Genomic DNA, 24205 nt, shown 5'->3' with positions numbered 1-24205 from the left:
GCTGCTTAAAGGACGATATTTTATGGAACAAAAAAAATGCTTGGAGCTGCTCAACATCATGAGCACTATTTATGAAACACCTGACGTAATGGATGAGTATTGGGAACAGGTTACTCCGCTGCTTAAAGCATTAACCGCAGCAGCCCCTCAAGGACTAGAGGGAACGGCGATGATGATTAGTACTCATTTCACTAATGCGGCTAAGTTTAAAGACGTTAAGGTGCAAAAATTTGAATTAGAGTCTGGTTTAATAAAACTTAAAACATATTTTCAAAAACTTAATTCATCGGTAATGGAATAATTTTGGCAGGTATAGTTTATGATTGAGTTAAGGTTGCATAACGTGCCTTTTGCTTTTATATTTTAACCTCTCCGTTCAGCGGCTAAACACACTCTGTTTAGCCGCTTTCACACCTAAATACTTTCATTCACTCTCAAATGCAGTGTCTCTAAATAACGGGGTGACAACGGCGCTTACGATTATCACTTTGAATGTAATGGTAATAAAAGCAGCACTGACAGTTTAGGTAATGCCGGTCAATATTTTCATAATGAGCAGGAGCCGCTGACCTGTTTTATTGATGGGAATAGTAGCGAAATTCGGTATGAATAAGGTTGCTAGAAACGTAAAATCAAAACCCTTGATGCCTACTTAGTTCTAAAGAACCAGAAATAGAAGCATGAACAGCAGGCACAAGGGTAGTTTATTTTCAACAAAAGCCGTCTGTATTATCATCCGGACGGCTGGCTGGTGGTTTCGCGGTTTTACTGCTGCTAAGGCAGTGAGATGGTTAAGTCAGCTCCTTTGGCTCTAGACACGCAGGGTATCATGCATCGTTTTCTTTCGGACTTGGTAAGAATACTGTCTTTGTGCTCTACCTCGCCTTGATAGTCAACGCAGCATGCTCCGCAGCGCCCGGTTTCACAGCCCGAGTTAATCTCAATGCCGTTATCCCGCAGTGCATTAAGCATACTTTGATCTGCGGGTACGTTGATCTGCTGCTCACTTCCTTGAATATTAACCATAAATTCGTTCGCATCTGTAACTGACTCTGCGCTGAAGTTTTCAAAATGAACATTGTCGGGGCTCCAGTGTTCAGCCGCTTCTTTGACTAAACGGATAAAAGCAGGGCTGCCGCAGGTATATACATGCGTGCCTCTTTGATGATTATCCAGCAGCTTATTGATCTCTAAAGGCTGTTCTAGACTGTAGGTAAAAACGTTGTCCTGATATTTAGCCAGCTGAGATTGAAACTGGTAGTCGGTGGTATCATCGACACAGTAATGCAGCTCAAATGCTTCGTCATTAGCGGCGGCTTCCTCAATCATAACCAGAAAGGGCGTGATGCCGATACCCGCTGCGACAAAGATCTGCTTTTTAGATCGTGTCATTGTAAATAAGTTAGCAGGTTCAGATATCTGCAGTACATCCCGCAGTTTTATCTGTTCGTGAATATATTTTGAACCGCCGCGGCTGTCAGGTGCTAAGCCTACAGCTACTTCATAACAGTCATTGTTAAGTGGTGCACACAGAGAGTAAGCGCGTGTCAGGCCGTTGTCCAGATGCAGGCAGATATGCGCACCGGCGGTAAAAGCAGGTAAGGGACCTAAATCGGTACGGCTGAGAAGCAGTCGTTTGACTTTATCGGATTCATCAATAATTTTAACGACTCTGACTTCAAGTCGGGCCGACTCATTAGATAATTGACTGCTCCAGTCTTCTGCGCTGTTACTGGCAAGTCTATGTTTAAAAACATCTTTTACCTCGTCAGCAAAAGGTTCAAGTTCGACAAGCTTTTCAGCCGCCTGTTTATTATCTGTCTCAACATAAAGGTAGTGCTGGACTTTAGCAATGGTCCATTCAGGGTTGGGGCGTTTAAGCAGTTCGATATTATCACCCAGGTTAATTACCCCTTCGCTTAATGTGCGGTAGAACCAGCCTGTCTGGGCATTATCCTGCACATAACGTGAAATGGACGGCTGTTCAAATCGATGATTAAGTTTAAAGCAGGGCTGCCTTGGCAGACAGAGCTCAAGCTTAACTTTACCGATCTGCAGGATATCACCTATACACATATTATGTTCGTTCATTCCCTCGGCAGTCAGATTCTCACCAAAGCCGCCGTTGACAAACAGGTGACTGGACTCGGGAAAATGCTTTTTTAAGCGGCTGTAGTGCTCGGGGGCACATTGAAGGATCACTCTGTCTTCATCGATACACTCTTCATAAACATGTTCATCGCCGCTGATGCCTGAAAGCGTAACATTAATTTGGGTGACTTGATGTTTATCAATAGCAGTATTGATTTTTTTGGGAAACATTATCTTAGCTTTCCCAGTCCTGAGTTCACAGACACTAGATATAATCGACATAATAATAGAACCTTGAAGTTGAAATTGTCTTCAAAGTGTACCTGCATTGATGTCAGCAGGGCTGCTTTGCGGCGACGTCAAATATCAAAATACAGACAAGATGTGTCATCAGTTAGATGAGCTGCGCTTATATTCCCCCGGTGGATAACCAAAATAGCCGTTAAAGGCATGGGTAAAAGCGCTGTCAGAGCAGTAGCCTATGGCTAAAGCAATATCTGTGCTGGAAAGATTTTTATCTAATAAGCTGACGGCGTGCATCATCCTGACGTGCAGGCGCCAATGGTGAAAGCTGATACCGAGATCGGATTTAAATAAGCGGGAAAGGGTTTTATCACTGGCACCGACTATCTGCCCCCACTCTTTCAATGAATGCTTGATATCCGGCTGGCGCATTAACTGTTCACAAACTATCGCAAGTCGTCTGTCTGAAGGGCTCGGTACTTGTATCGGGACTTCACTGGCGGCAGTAATTTCATAAGCCAGTACTTGTGCTTTCAGGCCGTAGATACTGGATTCATCCCAGGGTTCCTGCCAGTGTTCGACATCAAGAATCATCTGCCTTAATAGTGGTGAAACCTGCTTAATACAGAAGTGCTTAGGTAGATCGGGGTGAACTTGAGTATCTATATACAGGCTTTGATAGTGGTGAGCTTTATTCATCACCGTAGAATGTTCTAAATTGGGCGGGATCCAGGCTGCTCTGCTCGGACTGATTACCGCCTGCAGACCGGGAATGCTTAAGTGAGTGATACCTTCAGACAGATACAGCAGCTGACCCGTTTCATGGCTATGAAAGCCACTGTTACCATAGTTCGACTTCTGTGAAATACTGTAAATTGAGTGCTTATTATCTGTCTGGTGGAATCCGTGCCGGCCGTGTTTATCTGTCACTATATTGTCCTGCTGCTGGTATTTGCCAATACTCGTCATACAGAGCTGCTGACGAGTATCGTGACGTTCAACATCAGCTTATTCGTTATCGTTCCTAAAAACCAGATGTCTTATAGGAAACGCTGAATATGTGTCTCTATTTTGATAGAAAATGTCTTTTGTCTGCCGGAGCGGATAACTGTCGCCTGCTTTTGATCATTTATGTTTCTAAAAAGAATTTTAAGAACCTTCTTTCCGTCTAAAAAATACGTCGGTTTGCGCAAAATATGGACAGGCATTCTTGGGTTTATATCGTCGTTTACCCTCCTCTTTTTATCATAAACACTCCTTTAAAAGCTCAGATTCTGATTTATTTTTCCTGCAATAACCTGTTGTTCTGCATAAATTAAAAGCCACATCTAAGTGAAACTGTTGTCTTTGTGGGACGCGTGTCGCACAAAAAAACAACAGATTTTGTTATCACTTAAAAAAAAGATGCCGGTAATTCCAATTAAATAGTGGCCGCTCACATTTCCGGATTGTTCGCTAAATAAACTAAAGGCGATCAATTAATGCACAGGATGTCAGCGAATTAACAAATATTTACCTGATGAGCTCTCAAACTTTGTCAGACAGGAAAATCAAATAAGGCTGCCTTAATTGATTTTTCAATATCTTGGTGAGGTTAGAAAGTGATTAGGAGAATATTTATAAATTTATTAATTTAGGATCTACTATTTATGTATTTTAAAAAAAATGATGCAGTAAAACTTATAGTTCCAGCCATGTTATTAGTGAATACTTCTGCTTTTGCAGCTATCCCCGACGGTTACTACAGTACGGTGGACACTAGCGACTCACAGACACTTAGAAACTCATTACATGAGATAATTGACGATCACCAGCGTTTCCCTTATACCTCTAGTTCCACAGATACCTGGGATATTCTAGAGGCTGCTGATCAGGATCCCGATAACGCCAATAATGTTATTGATGTTTATAAAAATGCCAGTTACAGCAAAGCCGGCGGCGGTAACTCATTCTACAACCGCGAACACAGCTGGCCTAAATCTTACGGTTTTCCTAAAGACGGAAGCACTAATTACCCCTATACCGATACCCACCACCTGTTTATTGCTGACAGCAGCTACAACTCAAGCCGCAATAATAAACCCTATGGAACCTGTGATACATCATGCAGCGAAAAGGTGACCCTGGTTAATAATAACCGCGGCGGCAGCAGCAGTGAATCAAACTGGACTACCGGCTCAGGTGAAACCGGCAGCTGGCAGACATGGCAGGGCAGAAGGGGAGATGTTGCCCGTGCTCTGATGTACTTAAGTGTCCGTTATGAGGGCGGCACCCATTCAATTACCGGTGTGGCGGAGCCTGACTTAATTCTGACCGATGACCGCTCGCTTATTGGTGCTTCAAATACCGGTGCTAACGGCACCGTCGCTTATATGGGATTAAAATCGGTACTGCTTCAATGGCATAAAGATGATCCGGTTGACGCCTATGAATACAGACATAATGAAGCGGTTTACAGCTTCCAGGGTAACCGAAATCCGTTTGTTGATCACCCTGAATATATAGATTGTGTATTTGAGAATAACTGCAGCTCTGGAGGAGATACTGTACCGCCGGCAATGCCGTCAGACTTTATGGCCACAGGCGGCAGCGGTCTGGTTGAGCTGACCTGGAATGCCAATACTGAGCAGGATATGGCTGGCTATAACGTTTACCGAAGTGACAGTGCCGGCGGCAGTTACGTAAAACTTAATAGTTCTATTGTGACCACCAGTGCTTATAGCGACAATAGTGTCGCTGCTAACACAACTTACTTCTACGTTATAACGGCTGTAGACAGCTCGAATAATGAGTCTGCACAAAGCAGTGAAGCATTTGCAACCACTGACAGCGGTTCGGCTGAAACGGTTTTATGGATCAATGAATTTCACTACGACAATGCCAGTACTGATGTAGGTGAATCCGTTGAGGTAGCCGGATCTGCCGGTCTTAACTTAAGCGGCTGGACAATTGTCGCTTATAACGGCAAAGACGGATCTGCCTATAAAACAGTAAACCTGTCAGGTGTTATTACTGATCAGCAGGCTGGTTTTGGTACTTTAAGTTTTGCCGCTTCCGGACTGCAGAATGGTGCACCGGACGGTCTTGCTCTAGTAGATAACAGCGGCAAGTTAGTGCAGTTCATCAGTTATGAAGGTTCATTTACTGCTGCTGACGGTGCGGCGGCCGGTGTGACATCTGTTGATGTTGGTGTTTCAGAAACGTCATCAACACCTTCAGGTCATTCCCTGCAGCTGAGCGGCAGCGGCACAAGCTATGCTGAATTCAGCTGGCAGGCGGCCGCGGCTAATACTTCAGGGCAGCTGAATAACGGGCAGGTATTTGCTTCGTCTGTTCCGGTAAACAAAGCACCGAGTGCATCTTTGACCGAGTCGTGTAATAACCTCAGCTGTACATTTGATGCGGCTGCCAGCAGTGATTCAGACGGTACAATTACCAGCTACAGCTGGAGTTTCGGTGACGGCGGTAATGCAGCCGGTGTAAACCCAAGTTACAGCTATAGTGCCGACGGTTCATACACAGTTACTCTTACCGTAACTGATAATGACGGAGCTTCAGCCAGCACTTCAACTACGGTGACGGTAGAAAATGTAGTGAGCGTACCTTGGATTAATGAGTTTCATTATGATAACGCGTCTACGGATGTAAACGAGTTTATCGAAATAGCAGGCAGCGCAGGTACAGACCTTAGCGGCTGGAAAATCGAGGCTTATAACGGCGGTAACGGCACTGTATATAAGACCTTTGATTTGTCCGGTGTAATTGCAAATCAGAGCAATGGGTTTGGAACTATTGCTTTTGATACTGCAAGTTTACAAAACGGCGGTCCGGATGGTTTTGCATTAGTTGATGACAGCGGTACTGTGGTTCAGTTTCTTAGTTACGAAGGTTCGATGACTGCTGCTGACGGATCAGCTGCCGGCACGGCTTCAACTGATGTAGGCGTTGCAGAAACATCTTCTACCCAAAGCGGATATTCCCTGCAGCTTTCGGGTACGGGATCGGAATACAGTGCATTCAGCTGGCAGGCTCCGGCCGCCGCTACAAAAGGAGCGCTTAACCAGAATCAGTCCTTCTAGCAGTAAGTTAGCTGTTTAATAAACTTTGTAAGTTAGCCGCCTTATTCCAGGCGGCTTTTTTGTCTTTTATAAGTGATGTTCTTGAGGAAGACAGTAAACTGCAGATATTCCTTGCTTTTTAAATACTTTTGCTAATGCCCTTCAGATAAACGTTTACGTGGAAAAATCTTGATAAGTGCTCCAATAGATACCAGCATAAGAATGGAACACGAGAAAAAGACCTCGCAGTACCCTATAGCCGTCAGTTTGTCGTTTTCCAGAAAAATACCTCCTTGAAGGTGAGCCAGAGCAGAAACAGAGGTGGGAAAAGTAAGGGAGGCCCAGCTGAGAGAAAATGGCCGTATAAAAACAGCCCCTATTACCAGATACACAATAAAGGTACAGACCAGGCTGAGGATTAAGGCTCCTTTAATCAGTAAACTATTGTCAAGGTATATAAGCGCCCCTTGAATACAGAGACTCAATGGAGCACAAAGGATCCCTAAAAGAGGAAGCGGATTGGCAGTTATAAAATGCTTCCAGTATAGAATAAGCCTGCAGCTGACGAGCAGATAACCGGTTATAGCGTAGAGGAGAAGAAACCATCCTAATAGATCCGCTTGAAAGAGGCGGGCATGGGGAATATTGACAGCAAGCCCGGCTAAAGGGATGTAATCGGAAACAATAGGCAGACCTTTAAAAAGGACTTTTTTGTAAAAAAAGAGACTATAGAGGAAGTGCCCGCCGACAATGAAAAACCATAGCGTTTTCAGCTCTATATAAGCAGACATATTCGCAGAAGCCATAAAAATGGTTGGAATAAGAGTTAAGGTTGTTCTATTTTGTGCCTCTTTAATGAATCTGTTTTTATTTTTAAGGGACTCTGCAATATAGTATGTCAGGAGAGAAAGAGCCGTTCCTATAAGAAGCGGCTCCATAAAGTTATTCTCTAGTCTAAAGTATTTTAAGGTATTTAAAGCCCCTGTTATTCCAAGGGCTAGGGCACAGTAACCGATATTTAAACTATTTCTATTCAAAGGGGTTCATCCATTAATTCAAGGCGTATACTTCACAGGTCTGAAATATTAACTTTCAAAATGCGCTCTAAGAGTGAATAGCTCAAATAAGCTGACCTGCAGATCTTCTTAGATCTGCTGAGTGGAGTGAGATTAACAACCTGGGCCGCAGTCCAGACAATGCTTAATCATTTCCGGACCAATATGCAGTTTCGCATTCAGATCACGCAGTGCTGTACGCACACCTTCTTCAATAACCGGATGGTAGAAAGGCATATCCAGCATTTCAGATACGGTCATATTGTTCTGGTGGGCCCAGGCTAACAGGTGGGCTAAATGTTCGGCGTTCGGACCAATCATTTCAGCCCCCAGGAAGCGGCCCGTACCGTGTTCGCCATAGAGATGCAGTACACCTTTATTGCGCAGCATAACGCGCGAACGCCCCTGGTTTTCAAAGGATACAACACCGGTTTCAAAACATCCGCAGCCGCCGTGACGAGTGTCTATCTCCTTGTAGGTTTCTCCCACCATTGCAATCTGCGGATCACAGAAAACGGCTGAGATCTTCGAGCGGCGCAGTCCGGCGCGGATATCCGGAAAACGGCCGGCGTTGTCACCGGCAATTCGGGCCTGATCGGCTGCTTCATGCAGCAGCGGCAGCTGATTGCTGGCATCGCCGGCAATAAAAATATTATCGACTGATGTCTGCAGAGTAAAGTAGTCCGCAGTTGGAACACCACGTTCATCCAGCTGTAGTGCGGTATTTTCAACTGCCAGCTGGTCTACATTAGGGCGGCGCCCTGTAGCGGCAAGCACATAATCAACCGTAATTTTCTGCAGTTCGTTATCTTTATTCATGTATTTGATTTCAACGGCATCGCCCTGACGTTTCATGCTTTCTATATGCACATCGGGATCAAGATAGAACTCCTCATTGAAAGTACGCTGTGCATAATCCATAACTTCAGGATCTGTCAGCGGGCCCACCTGCCCGCCAATGCCGAACATCACAACTTCTACCCCTAAGCGCTGCAGTGCCTGGCCCAACTCAAGCCCAATCACGCCCGGACCAAAGACCGCCACAGAATCCGGCAGATCATCCCAGTTGAACACGTCGTCATTGATGATCAGGCGCTCTCCCAGTTCATTCCAGACCGCCGGGTAAGCGGGACGAGAGCCCGTGGCAATAACAATACGCCGGGCACTGATCCGGGTATGATCATCAATCTGCAGGGTGTTATTATCAATGAATTTCGCATGGCCTGAGAGCTTGTCGCCAGCTGGTATTTCATCAACCCCTTCCAGCACAAACCCCACAAAGCGGTCTCGTTCACGCTTCACACGATCCATCACTTCACGGCCGTTGATCACGATCTCCCCCTGTGAGTGGACACCAAAGCCCGGTGCTTTTTTTATCTGATGAACGCTTTCTGCCGCCGCAATCAGAAGCTTGGAAGGCATGCAGCCGACACGCGCACAGGTTGTACCGTAAGGGCCGCTTTCAATCATTATTACGCTGTCGGTATGCGCTTTCGCCGCCCGGTATGCCCCCAGGCCGGCGGTACCGCCGCCAATGACAGCAACATCAATATTAAGGGTTTTCATTCAGTTCTCTCTAATTAAGTCTTGCTGGAGGTTCGCTTCCAAGATGCGAACCTCCTTTTATTTTGCCGGCTGGTTTAGCCTGAGTATGTGCTTAGCACCGTTAAATACCTGACAGTATCTGCAGGTAAAACAGGGGCAGAGCGGTATCAGCTGCCCATTTCCGGCAGCCAGGCTAAAACGCCCTGTTTAAAGCTCGGGCGTTCGATAACGGCATTCTTCCATTTCACTAGATGCGGGTAGTTTTCGAACGGATATTTAGCTACCTTCAGAATAACCAGCTGCGGGATCCAGGCGATATCGGCAAGAGAGAAGTTGTCACCAGCTAACCAGTCATGATCTTTCAGGCGCTCGTTCATTTGTGCAAAGCAGTCATCAATAACCGTCGTTGCCTTATGCAGATCTTCTTTTGAAAAGCCCTCATTGGAATTAAAGCGCTCATGGAATTCCAGCAGGGCAGAATCAAAGGTTTGATTCTTACGGTACTCTTCCATTGCCTCCGGGGTTCTTTTCATCTTTTCCAGAAGACCAACGTTGGCGTACATGTAGGTTTTGATGGAAAGGTGATTGTCTCTGGCCAGATACACCCAGTCGTACATCTGCTGCTCGTTTTCCTGAGAGCCAGGACGCAGCGAACCGGCTGAGTACTCTTTATCCAGGTAATCAATAATATCGGCAGAGTCTATGATAACCACACCGTTATCAACCAGGGTTGGTACGACCGCATTAGGGTTGATGCCGATATATTCTTTGGTCAGCTGTTCACCCTTCATAATATCGACCAGATGGCTTTGCCATTCGAGTCCTTTTTCTTCCAGGGCAATTCTGACGCGCATTGCACAGTTAGAAAAACCGAAGTGATACAGATGCAGCCCTTTAAGGCTTTCCACTGATTTATTGCCTGCTTTGATGATTCCCATATTCTTATCCTCATAATGTAAATACACGGTATTAACATAAAGTTTTCTAAATCATTCAGCTGTTTTTTCTACTGTCTGCAGATTTGCTGATGACTTTACTTCACGCCACACCATTTAGTTGATAATATAAACTACATCCATTTGGTTGATGTTGTCAACTATATTTCGAAGCTTAAATTAGAAAAGATCATTTATGAATAATTCAACAGGCAAGTATTTATTTACCTTAATACAGAGTTACCGCTCTGAAATGCGCAGTGCGATTGATGCAAAGTCTTTAAATATCAATGCAATGCATGTTCAGTGTTTGCGCTTTATTGCGGAAACCCCCAGCTGTACCGCTAACAGTATCGTGCAGGGATTAACACGGGATAAATCGCAAATATCTATTTTAATTAAAGACATGGTCAAGAAGGGATGGATTGAAAAAACAGCAAACATAGCCGACAAACGTAGTCAGTTACTGGTACTGACTGCTGCCGGCAGAGAACTGATTGATAAAGTCCGCCAGGAAGAAGCCGCGGTCAGTAAACGTATGCAGCAGGGCTTGTCTGAGCAGGAGCTGGCTGTATTCCAGAATGTCGTTCAAACCATGATCAAAAACCTTAATTAAGGAAATTCAGCATAGGCGGTCTGTAAAATATAGTTGACAAAATCAACTAAGTCGATATAGTTGAATGTGTCAACTAAATGAGAGGCAGGCATAGATGAGAAAATTTCCCGAAAAAATTAATGCGCGCACTAGCTCTTCCCGGAGAAGCAGTGAAAAAAGGAATGTCCGTTTAACGCAGGTAACGAATGTTATTGATCTGACGCCTCATCTAAGGCGCATCGTTTTTACTGGAAAGGGTTTATATGGTTTTCCTGCTGGCGAAGAAGGTGCACATGTGAAAGTTGTTCTTCCCGCGGCAGGAGAACAAAAGCCGGTCCTTGATCTAGGTGGTAAGGATAAGCCGGTAATGCGTTCATATACCATTCAAAAATATGATCCGCTAAGCAATCAGTTGTCGCTTGATTTTGTTGTCAACCGCCACCAGGGGCCTGCAACTAACTGGGCTGCGCAGGCAAAAAAAGGTGATTACCTTGGTATTGCCGGGCCGGGTGTTAAAAAACTTACCCGGTTTACTGCTCAAGCTTTTTTATTGGTCGGCGATCTGACTTCTATCAATGCTGTTAGTGCATTTGCTCAATCAACGCCGGCTGAAGCAGACGTGCATGTGCTTCTTCTGGTACCAGGCCGGGATGATGTTATTAAACTGGATGTCGGCGAACATGTTTCAATCCAGTGGCTGGTAGAAGAAGAGAGTGAGTTGTCTGAATCTGTTCTTAAGCTGGCCGGTCAGCTTCCTGAAGATACGCAGGTATTCTTAGGCCTTGAAGCGGCGCAGGTAAAAAAGTTAACGACTGTTCTGCAGGAGCAGCTCAATATTGACCGCTCCAATATTCATACAAGCAGCTATTGGATCAGGGGTAAGTCTGCGTAACAGGCCTGTTTATGTAAAAACAAAGCTAAGTCGTTTTAATTCATCTACCTGCGGGATCTATTATGAATCGTTATCTTTTTTTAATCACAGCTTTCGTGACCGCGCTTTGGCTGTCTGCTGTACTTATGCAGCTTCCATCTGCATCTCTGTCCATTTTTTTCTGGCGGCACCAGTTAATTTTATTAAGCGGCGGCTTAGCGGCCGCCTATATGACCCTGGCAATGGTGCTGGCTGTCCGCCCGGCATGGTTAGAAAAACCCTTAGACGGTCTGGATAAAATGTACCGTCTTCATAAGCATCTGGGGATAGCCGCCTTAATCAGTTTAATTATTCACTGGCTGCTGGTTAACGGTATGAAGGGGTTAGTACAACTTGGTTATATTGTACGTCCTGAAAAGGCCGGCAGTGTACTTATTGAAGGCATAAACTGGCGGGAACTCGGCGAAAGTACGGGAGATATAGTATTCAAGATATTTTTAATCTTTGTCATTATCAGTCTGATGCAGGCCGTTAGTTATAAGAAGTTTCGTTTAATACATAAATTAGGAGGAGCAATATTTATCGCCTGTGCTTTTCATAGTTTAACACTGCTCGACTATGAGCTTTCCATGCTGCCTTTTAATATGTTTATATGGGGTTTATGTGTATTGGGGACTGCCGCCTCTGTGATTTCTCTTACGGGTAAGATTGGTGCAAAGCGTAAAACTTCGGGTGAAATTAGCGATCTCCAGCCGTTTAATAATGGTGTACATATAAAAGTTCACCTTAGTAATGGAATCCGCTATACAGCAGGACAGTTTGCCTATCTGGATTTTCACGACAATGAATCCCCGCATCCCTTCACTGTGCTGAATTACTGCTCCCGTACCCAGGAAGCGGAGTTTGCAATAAAAAATCTGGGCGATTATACCGAGAGTCTGCTTACCCGTTTAACGAATAAGCAGGCTGTAACCTTGGAGGGGCCTTACGGTGAATTTCAGCCTGACAGTCATGCAAGGCAGATCTGGGTAGGTGCAGGGATTGGTATCGCTCCCTTTGTTGCCTGGCTTGAAGCCATGGTCAGGATGAAAGTCTGTCATGCTGAAGTCGATTTTTATTACTGCGTCAATTCTAAATCCGACGCCTATTTTGTTCAGCGCTTACAGGCTCTGACGCAGTGTATCAGCAATGTAACTCTGCATATTTTAATTGCGCAGGAAGGGCGGCTGCTGAGTGCCGAAGAGATCATCAATAAAGTTAAAAAACAGGCATATTCGCTGAGCTTCTGCGGGCCGGCGCTGTTTGCGGAGACCCTGAGTGATGCCTTAGCGAAAAGTAAAAATGCCCCTGTCCGCTTTCAAAGGGAGCTGTTTAATATGCGTTAACAATTTTGTATATGATGAAAACACAGCGCCAGCGGTAAGATGAGTAATTTTGTTCATACTCTACTGGCGCTGATCCCGGATTAAGGCGAAATTCAACTGCCGACAGCTCTTCTGATTAATAATTCCGCCCTGAACATTAAGCTCAGGAGGAGCCGGATTTAAACTGTCTTTTTACTTAGAATTTGACCACTTAGGCACTTCAGTTCGAGGCAGGAATCAGCCTCTGTTCTACACTTATTAAACGGATTAAATTACCTGTTAAGTGAGTGTCTTATGCCTATTATCAGCAGCTCTTTAGAACAATTTAATACCTTACTTATTGATATGTTCAAGGCCAGTAAGGATGGTTATGCTATTTTTGACCCGTCCCGAGTACTGATTTTCTGTAACCATAGATTTTCCAGCAGTTTTGGTCTCAGCATAAGTCAGGCAGAAGGGTTAAGTTTTAGCGAACTATTCAGCCAATTGTACGCCTCTGGAGGCACTCTTAAGATTGACAGCGATGATATAGCGGCTTTTTTTAGAAAGAGTATCGAAGACATCGAGGGAGGGGGATTCCGATCCTTTGAACTGCATATTGAGGATGGAAGGTGGATGAAAATTTCACGCCTTATCAACGCGGATAATTATGTTTTTCTCTACGGGACTGAGATTACTAAGCTGAAAAATACCGAATCTGAACTGCGTCAGGCATTGATTCATGTTGAAAAACTGGCCGCTGCGGATCCTCTGACCGGTATCAGTAACCGCCGCAATTTTTTTGAACTGGCAGAAATTGAGTTTGAGCGGAGTCTGCGCTACAGCCTTCCGCTTAGTCTGCTGGCTCTGGATATCGATCACTTTAAACTTATTAATGATAATTACGGTCACCAGGCTGGGGATCAGGTACTGACCGCATTGACGGTATGCTGTCAGCAGCTGCTGCGAAGCAGTGATATATTTTCTCGTCTGGGAGGTGAAGAATTTTCGATTCTGCTTCCTGGTACTGAATTAGAGGGCGCAGTGACGATAGCGGAACGTATCCTTCAGGAAGTTGCTGAATTGAGCATCACTTACGGGGAGCATGTGATCACTCTGACAACATCTATCGGTATAGCTGAATTATCCGATTCGAGCGAAAATCTGGAGCAGTTAATGAATCAAGCTGATGAGGCTCTGTATAAAGCAAAAGAAGCCGGTCGTAATAGAATTGAAGTTTTCCTTGTCTAATACTGATTACCGGGGCTGCAGGGGACAGCCCGGTGTGAAATATACGCTGTGATCAGCAGAATATTAAATAAAATTATGCCGTTTTAGCTGCAAACTTTTCTAATGCCCATACAGTGGTAAAGCCTAGTATCCCTGCCGCCAGCGCATAAATGATTAATGGATGATTGCCGGTAGCTTGTTCAAAAGCAAATGGTGATAAATTCTGCTCTAATAACGGCACTTGTTCACCGCTTGAATTTGTCCGCCAGGTAAGCACCTCTTTCCACGGCCAGATTTTATTCAGCGTGCCGATCATCAAACCTGTTAAGAAGGTCAGGGTAATATCACGGTAATTACGTAACAGCCATGATAAAAGGTGTGAGAACGACAGCAGGCCGATTAAGCAGCCTGATGCAAACAGTGCCAGAGTGACAATATCAAATGACTTAGCGGCCGCTAATATCGGGCCGTACATACCCAGCAGCAGCAGAATAAAGCTGCCGGAAATTCCTGGAAGAATCATGGCGCATATTGCAATAGATCCCGCAAGCATCATATTCAGATGTGTCGGTTCCATATTCAGGGGATGAAGAACGGTAATGCCGTAAGCAAAGAAAATTCCGGCTGCAACTGAAATAAAACGTGTTACCTGCCATTGTTCGATCTGTTTGAACATATGCATAACCGATACAATAATCAAACCGAAGAAAAACGACCAGAGCGGAATAGGGTGGGTAACAAGCATCCAGGTGATCACCTGTGCGAGAGTAAAAATACTGGTTAAAATTCCTGATAATAAAAGAATCAGAAAGGTGCCGTTAATATGATTAAATGCTCCTTTAACTCCCTGCTGCTTAATAACAGTAATTAAGCCGGGATTGATGCGTCGGATACTTTCCAGCAGTGTATCGTAAATACCTGTGACAAACGCGACAGTTCCCCCCGATACACCGGGTACAACATCGGCGGCTCCCATCGCCATACCCTTTAAAAAGGTAAATACTTTACTCATTATTCTCTGCCCTAAAGTTAAAAATTTATTAAATCGAGCGCATTATACTATATCGAGGTGAAAAAAAAGTTTTTGATGACAGGTATATATAAAGTACTTATTTATCATGGCCCTGCGGTTAAAATGTTATGTGTTGCTGGTGATAAATTTACATTTTTACCGTAAGTCTCTAATTTGTTTTGTGCTATATAGACCATAGCTTTACTCAGTGTTCAGCAGATATTTTACCTGAGTTGTCTTTTATCTTTATCTTGCAGCCGTCAATTGCAAACATTTCACTCTAGGCGAATAATAACCCTTAGATCACAGACGGATAGCTTGGCTAGTACATTTTTTATACAATTCAAGGTTGTTAAGCTGCAGAGCTGCGCCATGAGCAACCTAAAGCAGCGCACCGGTTACACCAAAAAACAATTGGAACTGAAAATGCCGCGCGCTGGCTGTCAGCCTAAACAGTTTGTATGTTTATTTATCGAAATTTCGTTCTCTAAGTTCTTCACACACACCATCTACTCCAGGAAACATTGAGCCAGCAGTTATCCCCATGTAACCAAGCTCTTTCATTGCTAACTCTCTATCGTTAGCTGGTATATCTATTGCTTCAATAAAGCATTCCCCTGTTTCTGCTTCTTTTTCTTGCAGGTAGGCCTCTATATTTTCAAGGTTCGTTACAGTAGTTAATGCTTGTTGCGGGATCATTCTGGGGTTATCTAGAGCAATAAAATCAGTTACAGATAAATGTGGAAATGGTGGATCTAAAGTTGTGATTTGTGGGAATATAAATTTCCATTTATCATAGTTAAAAAGATACACCCTCACTGCTTCATCTCCGCTATAATTTTTAGCGCAATCTCTAAAAGCAAAAAAAGCAGATACAAATGGAGAGTAGCTCCAATCCAAAAGTGGCGTAGGATAACCATGATGTTGCAATAGATTAAAGAAAGCACCATTTTGTTGAGGATCATTTAAGTCAAAAAAATGAGGTGTAATTGCACATAAGCGCTGATGAAGTTGTTTGACATCGACGTTAGTGAACTCACTTATTCTATATCTACCAAGCCTATGAAATGTCGTTTGCAAACGCCAAGGCTTTTGTTGACCGCGAAACAAGTAGCCTTTTCCCAATAGGCCTGACACATGATTTTTATACTCAACCCAACTCATTGGAATTCCATCAATACTTGAATCGTTTTTTTGCTCTGACTTTTTAATCAGCGAATTGAAATTTACGCCTATGTCGGTTGTAGCTGATATTTTAAGATGTGTTCCATCATATACAAAATCGACGTCAGCTTCATTTGAATGGTTTACGCCATCAGGAAATAAACCTTTAATATCTTCCCATTTAGCTTGCAAGCCATTTTCTGGATTCACAGGTGCTAGGTATGCCTTTACTGAAACTTTTTCTGCTTTTTCAATAGGATCAAAATAGGCCACAGTAGATGGGATATGTTTGTCATAAGGGTTAATATATGCAACAACTTCATAATGCTTCCCTACATCATCGATATTAACCATGATTTTTCCGTCTACATCTCCTGTATATTTCCCAATCCACTGACCTTTCACTAAATACTCCTCATATCGGATATAAACATAAACGCCAATTTAAGCTGGTTATAATCGCGAAGCGATGATCAGCTGTAAATTGTCTGCTTGAAAATTCTTGTTATGTTGCTATTTATGCAAAAACTACCAGCCATATCAGATATCCTATTGGTAGAATAAAGGTAACTACAGCGGATAAAATTGCACCTGTTAATTGGAAAACCTTAAATATGAAGTTTGAGCTTTTAAACTCATATATCCAACTTTCTCTAAATAATTTACTAAAAACGAATAGCCAAAATCCAAATAGTAAACCAACCAATTCCATTTATAAGTGCTCGCAAGTTTTATTAATTACTTCAATTACGACAGCAACATAACGAATCCGACTTAATTGCCTTGTATGCAGTACCTATTTACAGACAGATCATCCTCTTCTGTGACCGCCACTAGTTTGAGTATGCGCACCACCAGGTTTCTGAAGATCACCATCATCAGCATCAACTGGCCGACCCGGTTCTCCAGTTGGACAGGTTGCTCTGTTAGGCTTAGGTTCAGCCTTTACATCTTCTTTTTTCGATTTTTTATTCATCACTCCACCTTCGAAAATTAAATACTTCATCTTGTTAAACTGGCTTGCAACGCCTTGCTCACCAGCGAGTAAGTTGGTGTTGTTTTTGCAGCTTTTTCTTTTAGCAAAAACAGTGACAACTGTATCGAGTCCGAGTGCAGCAACTTGTTAGGCGAATTTTAAACGAATACAACAAGGCCAATAAAGTCAAAAAGAATATGAGCTATTATCACTGGCCACAACCGCCCAGTTTTAGCAAACCAATAAGTAAAAACCAACCCTAAAGGTATAATAGATAAAACACCAACTGTTCCCTGATAGAGATGGTAACTTAACCGAATAAGTAAACTAACATTGATAGCAAACCAGAAGCTTTTAGATGACTGTTTGAAGTAACTGATAACATAACCACAAACAAGTACTTCTTCGAATATTGGATTAATAATAGATATTATTATTACGTAAAGTAAATCCAAATTTCCACTAAAAACATCTTCATTTATACCAGCTGATGTAAAATATAAAAACAATTCATAAACAATAACGTAAGATAGATAACTAAATAAGGCAATCCCGATCCCAACTATCGGATCGGTCTTATAAGGTTTTAGCCCTAACCAATGAAACTTCCAACCTCTTGAGTATAAAAATACTCCCAGAAATAAAAGCACAATAGTCTCATAGACCATTAAGAATTCTAAGCCACTATTTGAGAATACAACTTGTTGATTTGAAGCAGTAAAAGCAAACTCTAGACTTGAAAGCGTTAAATACCCAAACCCGATTAGTATGACTGTAAAAAACTCCGTTTTTGAAGAGAGTCTATCCATATTGACCAAACATTCCTATTCGCTTAACAGCTTATTATACGAAAAATGTCATATTCCCAGTGGAAAGGCGACAGTCGTTTATTTAAATATGAGTTCAGACTACTTGATTTGAGTCATATATCAATGGCTTGAAACAATAAGTCAAAGACAAATCATGCAGAAAGACGGCAAAAGCACTGTGCGCTATATAAAAACATAAATTTTATTATAAAAGGCAAGTAGTATGACTTTTTAATTTTTGTCAGCTGTGGTTGTGAATATGCGCTTCAAAACGCCTCTGCTAGTAAATGCTCCTACGCTCGTTTTTCCTGAAGCAGTCTTATTTTTCCACCTTTTTTTTACGCTTTGCAGTGTAATCTTTGCTCTCTATTATGCTGTTTGGCGATGGTTTGAAAAAGGGTTGTAGTGAAATGAAAGTATTACGATTTGCATGCGTCGGCAGCATTGGTTTTTTAGTGGATGCTGCTGTCATGCTGCTGCTGCTGTCTTTTTACATTGCACCTGTACCTGCCCGTGCATTTGCATTCTGGGCGGCCGCCAGCTCTAACTGGTGGTTAAACCGGCATATTACTTTTGATGCCGCTGATACGGCTCAGCCGATGCTGCAGTGGGGACGTTTTATTGCTGTCTCCTGTATCGGCTTTATCCCTAACTGGAGCAGCTACTGGCTGTTAATGCATTCTGTAGATATTAACCGCTTGTCTGCACTGTTCCTAAATCAATATCCTGAACTTAACCCTCTTGCGCTTGAGATGGCCTGGCCTCTGGCTGCTATGCTTCCCGGTGTTTTACTGGGCATGCTGACTAATTATCTACTGGCTGACCGCTGGGTATTCCGTGCGGCTGCAGCGTAATTGTTGCTGTACACCCGCCTGCCGCATTATTGGCAAGATCCAGCTGCCAGCCGTATTTACGGCAGATATCATTAGCAATGACCAGACCCAAACCATAACCTTCTATCCCCCGTGGTTTTGTATCAAGCCCCACACCGCTGTCGATCACTTCAATTGCATCGGGTGAAACATAAATTGATACTAAGCCCTGCTCGGTACACGCAAAAGCATTTTTAATTAAGTTACCGACTAAGATTTTTATGGTGGTTTCCGGCACTTTGATCTGGGCTGCTTCTTTTATGATTACTTCACAGCTGACCGGTTTATGCTTAATCAGGTGTGAATGTGTGCTGACAATATTTTCAATTTCATCTTTCTCCAGACTGCGCAGGACCAGGTTAGACAAGTCTTCATCACGCGTGAGGGATAATAATGTTGTTACAAAGTCATTCATTTCATTACTGGCTGATAGCAGACGCTGACGCTGTTTTTCTATAAACAGCGGCTCATTAGACTGCCCGAGCAGAGAGACACTGCCCTTGATAACCATCAGCGGCGTACGTAATTCGTGGCTGGCGTAACGATTAAATGAACGCTCCCGCTCAATAGAGCTGTGCAGGCGTGCCCGATATTGATTAAAGCAGTCAACCAGCTGTAATAATTCTTTCGTTTCAACACCTTCCGGTACAGGAATAGGGGATAAGTCATGGGGAGAGCGTGCTTTCAGCATTTCAGCTAATGAGGATAACGGGCTGGTCAAGCGCTGCGATATGCGTAATACAACAACAAAACTGATCAGCAGCAGCGTGATGGAGATGAAAAGCTGTTTTGCCTGGCTCCAGAACATCTGCTCTTCACTAAGCTCATAAATTTCATCGGAAGAGAAAATATAGACTGTCTGCAGCTGATCGCGAATGGTCAGCTTTGATTTCATTATGAAATATTCGGTGCCGTCTGTTGTTTTATGTTTTATTTCTGCAGCTTTATCAAATTCAAGGTTTTCAGGCACGGCCATATTCTGCGGTACAGCCTCGAGACCTACATAAACAGAGCTGAAAGGGGGAATGTTCAAAGTGCTTTTATGACTATCTGCCAATAGTTCTTGAGCGGTTTGTTTTGCGTCATTTAAGCGGTTCTGAGCATTAAGGTGTTCAAGTTCCTCAAGTGTTGATTCCATAAGAGAAAAATGCGTGGCAATAATTGCGAATGCGACAATAGAAAAGTAGGTGAAAGTGATCTGCTTGGCGGATTTTACTTTAGCCATGTTATTTACTCTTTATCAATAAGTTGATAGCCGACCTTAGGCACAGTGTTGATATAAGCATGTTTGAATGGTTTATCAATCTGGCTGCGTAATTGGTATATATGGCTTCTTAATACGTTACCTTCCGGTTCATCATCTCCCCAAAGTGCCGAGATAACCTCGTCCCTGCTTACAACGTTGGGGGCTTTTAGCATCATCAGTTTCAAAATAGTGAACAGGGTCGGGTTTAAAGAGAAGCTGCAGTCATTTCGAGAAACGATATGGCTGTTCAAATCTAATATAAGATCCCCGAACTGCAGTGTTTTGCTGGCAGTACTGCCGACACGCCGACGGGTTAATGATTTAATTCTTGCTTCCAGTATTTCTAAATCAAAGGGTTTAACCAGGTAATCATCAGCCCCCTGGGCAAAACCTTGTAAAGTATCTTCACGTGTATCGCGTGCTGTCAGCATCAATATCGGGGTATCAATACCTTGTTCGCGCAGCTTTCTGCATACTGTAAAACCATCCATACGCGGAAGCATGACATCAAGAATAATCAGATCGTAATGATTACTGCTGGCGAGTTCATAACCATGTAAACCGTTATTCGCATAATCCAGTGTGTAATTTTTAATTTCGAAAAAATCAAAAATGACGCCGGCTATGTCCTGGTGATCTTCAATAAGGAGCAGTTTCATCATCTTACCTGTGCTGATTTGTATTTATCATAATCCATATGATGGCACACATTAGCGTGAAAAAAATGTCAGAAACATTTTTATGACATGACAACCCGTACGATTCTTTTAATCACACTGGAAATACACATTTAAGAGGGATTGTATGTCGACCATTACTTCATTATCTCAGCACCGAGATAAGCACTATACAAGTAAAGAGGATGGACCTCTGCTGTCCATTATTATTGCAATGTATAACGAAGAGTTAGTGATAGAGGAGTGTCATAGACGCGTATCTGCAGTACTCGATAATTTAAATGAACACTGCGAAATTATCTATGTTGATGACGGCAGCAGTGATAACAGTATTAAGCTTGCAAATGGTTTTTCAAATATAAACCATAAAATAGTCACGATTCAGTTAAGCCGTAATTTTGGTAAAGAAGCCGCCATGAGTGCGGGTTTACAGGCTGCCGAAGGCAAAGCCGTTATTCTGCTCGATGCTGATCTGCAGGATCCCCCTGAATTGATTCCTGCAATGGTGAAAGAATGGAAACTGGGCTTTGATGTGGTCGATATGCAGCGCTGTGAGCGTCATGGCGAAAGCTGGTTTAAACGCTTAACAGCAGCTGCTTTTTATAAATTAATAAACACTATGTCGGATATTCCAATTCCACAAAATGTAGGGGACTTTAGATTAATTGACCGCCGGGTTGTTGAGCAGATAAATAAACTGCCGGAACGAACCCGCTTTATGAAAGGTTTATTTGCCTGGCCTGGATTCCGACGCACTACACTGCAGTTTGAACGAGATGCCCGCCAGGCGGGTGAAACTAAATGGAACTACACAAAACTGCTTCATCTTGCATTCGAAGGCATCACTTCATTCAGTACGCGGCCTCTGCGTCTGGCAACCGCTGCCGGGCTGTTTACATCATTAGCTGCGGTTATTACAGCCGCTGTTTTCTTAACCAAAACGATACTCTGGGGCGATCCTGTTAGTGGGTATCCTTCAACCATTATCATCGTTTTATTGCTGGGCGGGGTTCAACTGCTTTCAATTGGTTTAATGGGGGAATACGTCGGACGTTTATTTATAGAAGCTAAACAACGCCCGTTATTTGTGGTGATGGAAGAGAAAACAAAGTATGCGGCCGGAAACGCTAACCATATTTTCTTTAAAGGCCAGTTAAGCGCAGATGATATGGAAGTAAATAATAATGTTTAACTCATTGAAAAAATTATCGTTAAAACAATACGCAATAGCGCTCACTCTTATATCTGTTGTTATTCGTTTCTTGAGTCTCGGCTTATATCCGCTGATGGATACTACAGAGGCCCGTTATGGTGAAATGGCCAGAATAATGTATGAAACAGGTAACTGGATCACTCCCATGTTTGACTACAATGTACCATTCTGGGGCAAGCCGCCGCTTTTTACCTGGCTGAGTGCAGCCGGATTTGAACTCTTCGGCGTGAATGAATTTGCCGCCCGAATTCCTCACCTGTTTGTTGGTCTGTTGATTATTGCTCTGACCTGGATTATTGCTTCAAAAGAGGAAAAAAGCATTAAGGAGCAGGCATGGTTAGCTGCTGCCGTTTTAGCCACAACAAGTGCTTTTATTGTTATTTCAGGTGCGGTGATGACAGATACCGCACTGACATTCGGAATGACATTAAGCATGGTCGGCTTCTGGCTGTCATGGACTAAACAGTCTCGATTCTGGGGATATATGTTCTTCGTCGGCCTGTCTATCGGCATGCTGGCAAAAGGGCCGTTAACATTGATACTGGTCGGTATTAGTTTAACTATCTGGCTGCTTTGTGAAAAAAGGTGGAAGTCTATTCCTGCCTGTCTTCCCTGGAAAGGCGGTATCGCTGTATTCCTTATTCTTACATTACCCTGGTACCTATTAGCTGAATGGAAAAGTCCCGGCTTTCTTAATTACTTTATTATTGGCGAGCATATTAAACGCTTTATTGTCAGCGGCTGGCAGGGGGATCTGTATGGAACCGCTCATAAAGAGATACGCGGTACTATCTGGCTGTACTGGGCACTGGCGGCACTGCCCTGGACACCTGTTTTATTTTATCAAGTGACGCGTTTTTTCAAAGCCGGAGAAGAGGGCGTGGTCCGCAGTAACGGCTATTTTAGTTTCCTATGGTGCTGGATGTTGTCTCCGCTCATTCTGTTTACATTTTCCGGCAATATTTTGTCAAGTTATGTGATGCCCGGGCTGCCGGCCTTTGCTCTGTTAGTGGCCGGCTATCAAGGTCAGTTAAAGCTGCCTGAAAAAGTGTATAAGGCCGGTTTAATAACACCACTGCTTATTATTATTGCCGGGTTTCTGCTGCACTTTAATCTCACTGGAAAAGAGGCCGAGAAAAATTTATTAGCAGAGTGGAGTCAGCAGATTGAAGCATCCGCAAGCCGGTTAATCTATGTGAACGGTCGGCCGTTTTCAGCGCAGTTTTATTCCAGCGGCAGGGCAAAAACCATGACGGGTTCACTGCCTGAGTTATTAAATGACTTAAAAGAACCGGCATTTTTGGCGGCAGCTAAAGAGCAGCAGGCACTGAGTATTGTGCAGGATGACAGTCGCTGTGAATTAAGAGCGGAATCAAGAAAACGGCAGCTGTTTTACTGTGCCGCCGCCAAGATTTAACAAATTAATAGAGAATGGGATTTTCTATTAATGGAATCCCGTTAGTTCAAACAATTTAACAGGAGTTGTCATGCTCAAAAAACTAATTTCCATTGTTGTGCTGCTTAGCACTGCCGTTAATACCTCTGCTGCAGCTGCAGATAATAACTATGTTGTGGGTCTGCTTGTACCTGCAAAGCAGGTTGTTATACGAAGTGAGGTCGGCGGTGTGGTTGATGCTTATTATAAAAAAGTCGGCAGCCGTGTTGAGCAGGGTGAAAACCTGCTGGCACTTTCAGTTGAAGATAATACGCTGAGTGTCGAACTGGCCAAATACGAGTTAGACGTTAGTCAAAGTGAACTAAACGCGCAGGAGAAGCAGCTGAAACGTTATCAGTCGCTTTATAAAACTAAAGGTATTTCAGCAAGTGTTTTTGATGAGCAGCGTCGTGTCACTGATATCAGTCGCGCACAGTTTAATGTCAGCAGCACAAAATATGATATTGCGCGGCGGTTTTTTGCTAAATCCACACCAGATTCCCCGTTTAACGGCATTATTCTTACCCGCAGCGTGGAGCTGGGGCAGTTTATTTCTGTCGGGGACCCTCTCTACACAGTGATAGATATGAGTGTGGTGAAAGTGCGCTTTTATCTTTTAGAGTCAGATCTTAGTGAGGTGGCTGAAGGGGATAAAGTTGAGGTAAAGATCCCTTCGTTACAGCAGAGCGTGACAGGCAGAGTGACGCTTGTTTCTCCCGCTTTTCAGGCACAGGATCCCGGATTTATGGTTGAGGTGGATGTGAATAATCCCAAAGGGGAGCTCAAGCCGGGAATGCAGGCGCATGTTATTTTAGAAGACTCAAAAGGTTAAAAA

At 43.4% G+C, this 24205-nt stretch carries 21 protein-coding genes; 10 read left to right on the top strand and 11 right to left on the bottom strand.

Translation table 11 applies throughout. From position 1 onward, the window contains the following. The first annotated feature begins 22 nt into the window (after positions 1-22). Entirely contained in the window at positions 23-301 is a 279-nt protein-coding gene (locus G337_RS0122895; RefSeq protein ID WP_028865909.1) for a hypothetical protein, read from the top strand. Positions 302-774: 473 nt separating this feature from the next. Here the strand turns inward: G337_RS0122895 and G337_RS0122890 are convergent, their stop codons facing one another. Both G337_RS0122890 and G337_RS0122885 read right to left on the bottom strand, forming a co-directional pair. After that, the gene (locus tag G337_RS0122890) at positions 775-2322 is read right to left on the bottom strand and encodes an MOSC domain-containing protein (RefSeq protein ID WP_084605587.1); all 1548 of its coding nucleotides are present in this window, start codon (positions 2320-2322) and stop codon (positions 775-777) included. A gap of 159 nt (positions 2323-2481) precedes the next feature. Further along, the gene (locus G337_RS0122885; RefSeq protein WP_028865907.1) at positions 2482-3303 is read right to left on the bottom strand and encodes a helix-turn-helix domain-containing protein; all 822 of its coding nucleotides are present in this window, start codon (positions 3301-3303) and stop codon (positions 2482-2484) included. 680 nt (positions 3304-3983) lie between these two features. Between G337_RS0122885 and G337_RS27205 the strand changes: the two genes are divergently transcribed. Then, positions 3984-6413 (top strand): endonuclease, encoded by a 2430-nt coding sequence (locus tag G337_RS27205; RefSeq protein ID WP_084605586.1) that lies wholly within the window; start codon positions 3984-3986, stop codon positions 6411-6413. Positions 6414-6544: 131 nt separating this feature from the next. Here the strand turns inward: G337_RS27205 and G337_RS0122870 are convergent, their stop codons facing one another. The 3 genes from G337_RS0122870 to G337_RS0122860 form a co-directional block, all read right to left on the bottom strand. Then, on the bottom strand, positions 6545-7429 hold the full coding sequence (locus G337_RS0122870; RefSeq protein WP_028865906.1) for a TDT family transporter: 885 nt from the start codon (positions 7427-7429) through the stop codon (positions 6545-6547). Positions 7430-7561: 132 nt separating this feature from the next. After that, positions 7562-9013: a dihydrolipoyl dehydrogenase gene (locus G337_RS0122865; RefSeq protein WP_028865905.1), complete on the bottom strand. Its 1452-nt coding sequence runs from the start codon at positions 9011-9013 to the stop codon at positions 7562-7564. 146 nt (positions 9014-9159) lie between these two features. Then, positions 9160-9930: a glutathione S-transferase family protein gene (locus G337_RS0122860; protein WP_028865904.1), complete on the bottom strand. Its 771-nt coding sequence runs from the start codon at positions 9928-9930 to the stop codon at positions 9160-9162. A gap of 193 nt (positions 9931-10123) precedes the next feature. On the opposite strand from G337_RS0122860, the gene G337_RS0122855 reads away from it, so the two are divergent. The 4 genes from G337_RS0122855 (at position 10124) to G337_RS27190 (ending at position 13987) form a co-directional block, all read left to right on the top strand. Further along, on the top strand, positions 10124-10543 hold the full coding sequence (locus tag G337_RS0122855; RefSeq protein WP_028865903.1) for a MarR family winged helix-turn-helix transcriptional regulator: 420 nt from the start codon (positions 10124-10126) through the stop codon (positions 10541-10543). A 94-nt stretch (positions 10544-10637) separates the two neighbouring features. Beyond that, positions 10638-11414: a siderophore-interacting protein gene (locus G337_RS27195; protein WP_084605584.1), complete on the top strand. Its 777-nt coding sequence runs from the start codon at positions 10638-10640 to the stop codon at positions 11412-11414. Positions 11415-11476: 62 nt separating this feature from the next. Continuing rightward, positions 11477-12778, top strand: coding sequence for a ferredoxin reductase family protein (locus G337_RS0122840; protein ID WP_051303553.1), 1302 nt, complete (start codon positions 11477-11479; stop codon positions 12776-12778). Positions 12779-13051: 273 nt separating this feature from the next. Further along, positions 13052-13987, top strand: coding sequence for a GGDEF domain-containing protein (locus tag G337_RS27190; protein ID WP_051303551.1), 936 nt, complete (start codon positions 13052-13054; stop codon positions 13985-13987). A 73-nt stretch (positions 13988-14060) separates the two neighbouring features. On the opposite strand, the gene G337_RS0122830 is transcribed toward G337_RS27190, so the two are convergent. From G337_RS0122830 to G337_RS0122810, 4 genes are all read right to left on the bottom strand, one after another. Further along, a complete protein-coding gene (locus G337_RS0122830; RefSeq protein WP_028865901.1) occupies positions 14061-14978 on the bottom strand; it encodes a polyprenyl-phosphate transporter in 918 nt (305 codons plus the stop codon). Positions 14979-15443: 465 nt separating this feature from the next. Beyond that, positions 15444-16547 carry an FRG domain-containing protein gene (locus tag G337_RS0122825; protein ID WP_028865900.1) on the bottom strand — a complete coding sequence of 368 codons (1104 nt, stop codon included), beginning with the start codon at positions 16545-16547 and terminating at the stop codon, positions 15444-15446. A 406-nt stretch (positions 16548-16953) separates the two neighbouring features. After that, complete coding sequence (locus G337_RS0122815) at positions 16954-17118, bottom strand: hypothetical protein (RefSeq protein ID WP_157619446.1); 165 nt, start codon at positions 17116-17118, stop codon at positions 16954-16956. A 158-nt stretch (positions 17119-17276) separates the two neighbouring features. Further along, positions 17277-17927: a CPBP family intramembrane glutamic endopeptidase gene (locus G337_RS0122810; RefSeq protein WP_037028460.1), complete on the bottom strand. Its 651-nt coding sequence runs from the start codon at positions 17925-17927 to the stop codon at positions 17277-17279. Positions 17928-18337: 410 nt separating this feature from the next. Between G337_RS0122810 and G337_RS0122805 the strand changes: the two genes are divergently transcribed. Further along, positions 18338-18781 (top strand): GtrA family protein, encoded by a 444-nt coding sequence (locus G337_RS0122805; RefSeq protein WP_028865896.1) that lies wholly within the window; start codon positions 18338-18340, stop codon positions 18779-18781. On the opposite strand, the gene G337_RS0122800 is transcribed toward G337_RS0122805, so the two are convergent. Together G337_RS0122800 and G337_RS0122795 are read right to left on the bottom strand one after the other, a co-directional pair. Continuing rightward, positions 18732-20024 (bottom strand): sensor histidine kinase, encoded by a 1293-nt coding sequence (locus G337_RS0122800; RefSeq protein WP_028865895.1) that lies wholly within the window; start codon positions 20022-20024, stop codon positions 18732-18734. The two genes, G337_RS0122805 and G337_RS0122800, sit on opposite strands and share 50 nt — an antisense overlap. 5 nt (positions 20025-20029) lie before the next feature. Then, positions 20030-20704 (bottom strand): response regulator transcription factor, encoded by a 675-nt coding sequence (locus G337_RS0122795; RefSeq protein WP_028865894.1) that lies wholly within the window; start codon positions 20702-20704, stop codon positions 20030-20032. Between the two features lie 145 nt (positions 20705-20849). Here G337_RS0122795 and G337_RS0122790 point away from each other — a divergent pair, with 145 nt between their 5' ends. The 3 genes from G337_RS0122790 to G337_RS0122780 all read left to right on the top strand — a co-directional run bounded on the left by G337_RS0122790 (position 20850) and on the right by G337_RS0122780 (position 24202). After that, positions 20850-21914: a glycosyltransferase family 2 protein gene (locus G337_RS0122790; protein WP_028865893.1), complete on the top strand. Its 1065-nt coding sequence runs from the start codon at positions 20850-20852 to the stop codon at positions 21912-21914. After that, positions 21907-23352: an ArnT family glycosyltransferase gene (locus G337_RS0122785; protein ID WP_028865892.1), complete on the top strand. Its 1446-nt coding sequence runs from the start codon at positions 21907-21909 to the stop codon at positions 23350-23352. Before G337_RS0122790 ends, G337_RS0122785 begins: the two co-directional genes overlap by 8 nt. A gap of 70 nt (positions 23353-23422) precedes the next feature. Next, positions 23423-24202 (top strand): efflux RND transporter periplasmic adaptor subunit, encoded by a 780-nt coding sequence (locus tag G337_RS0122780; RefSeq protein WP_028865891.1) that lies wholly within the window; start codon positions 23423-23425, stop codon positions 24200-24202. Positions 24203-24205: the final 3 nt, after the last annotated feature.

This window comes from Psychromonas aquimarina ATCC BAA-1526, from assembly GCF_000428725.1.
Classification (GTDB): domain Bacteria; phylum Pseudomonadota; class Gammaproteobacteria; order Enterobacterales; family Psychromonadaceae; genus Psychromonas; species Psychromonas aquimarina.
Note: the sequence above shows the minus strand (reverse complement) of the source record. Positions and strands in the feature narration are given on the sequence as shown.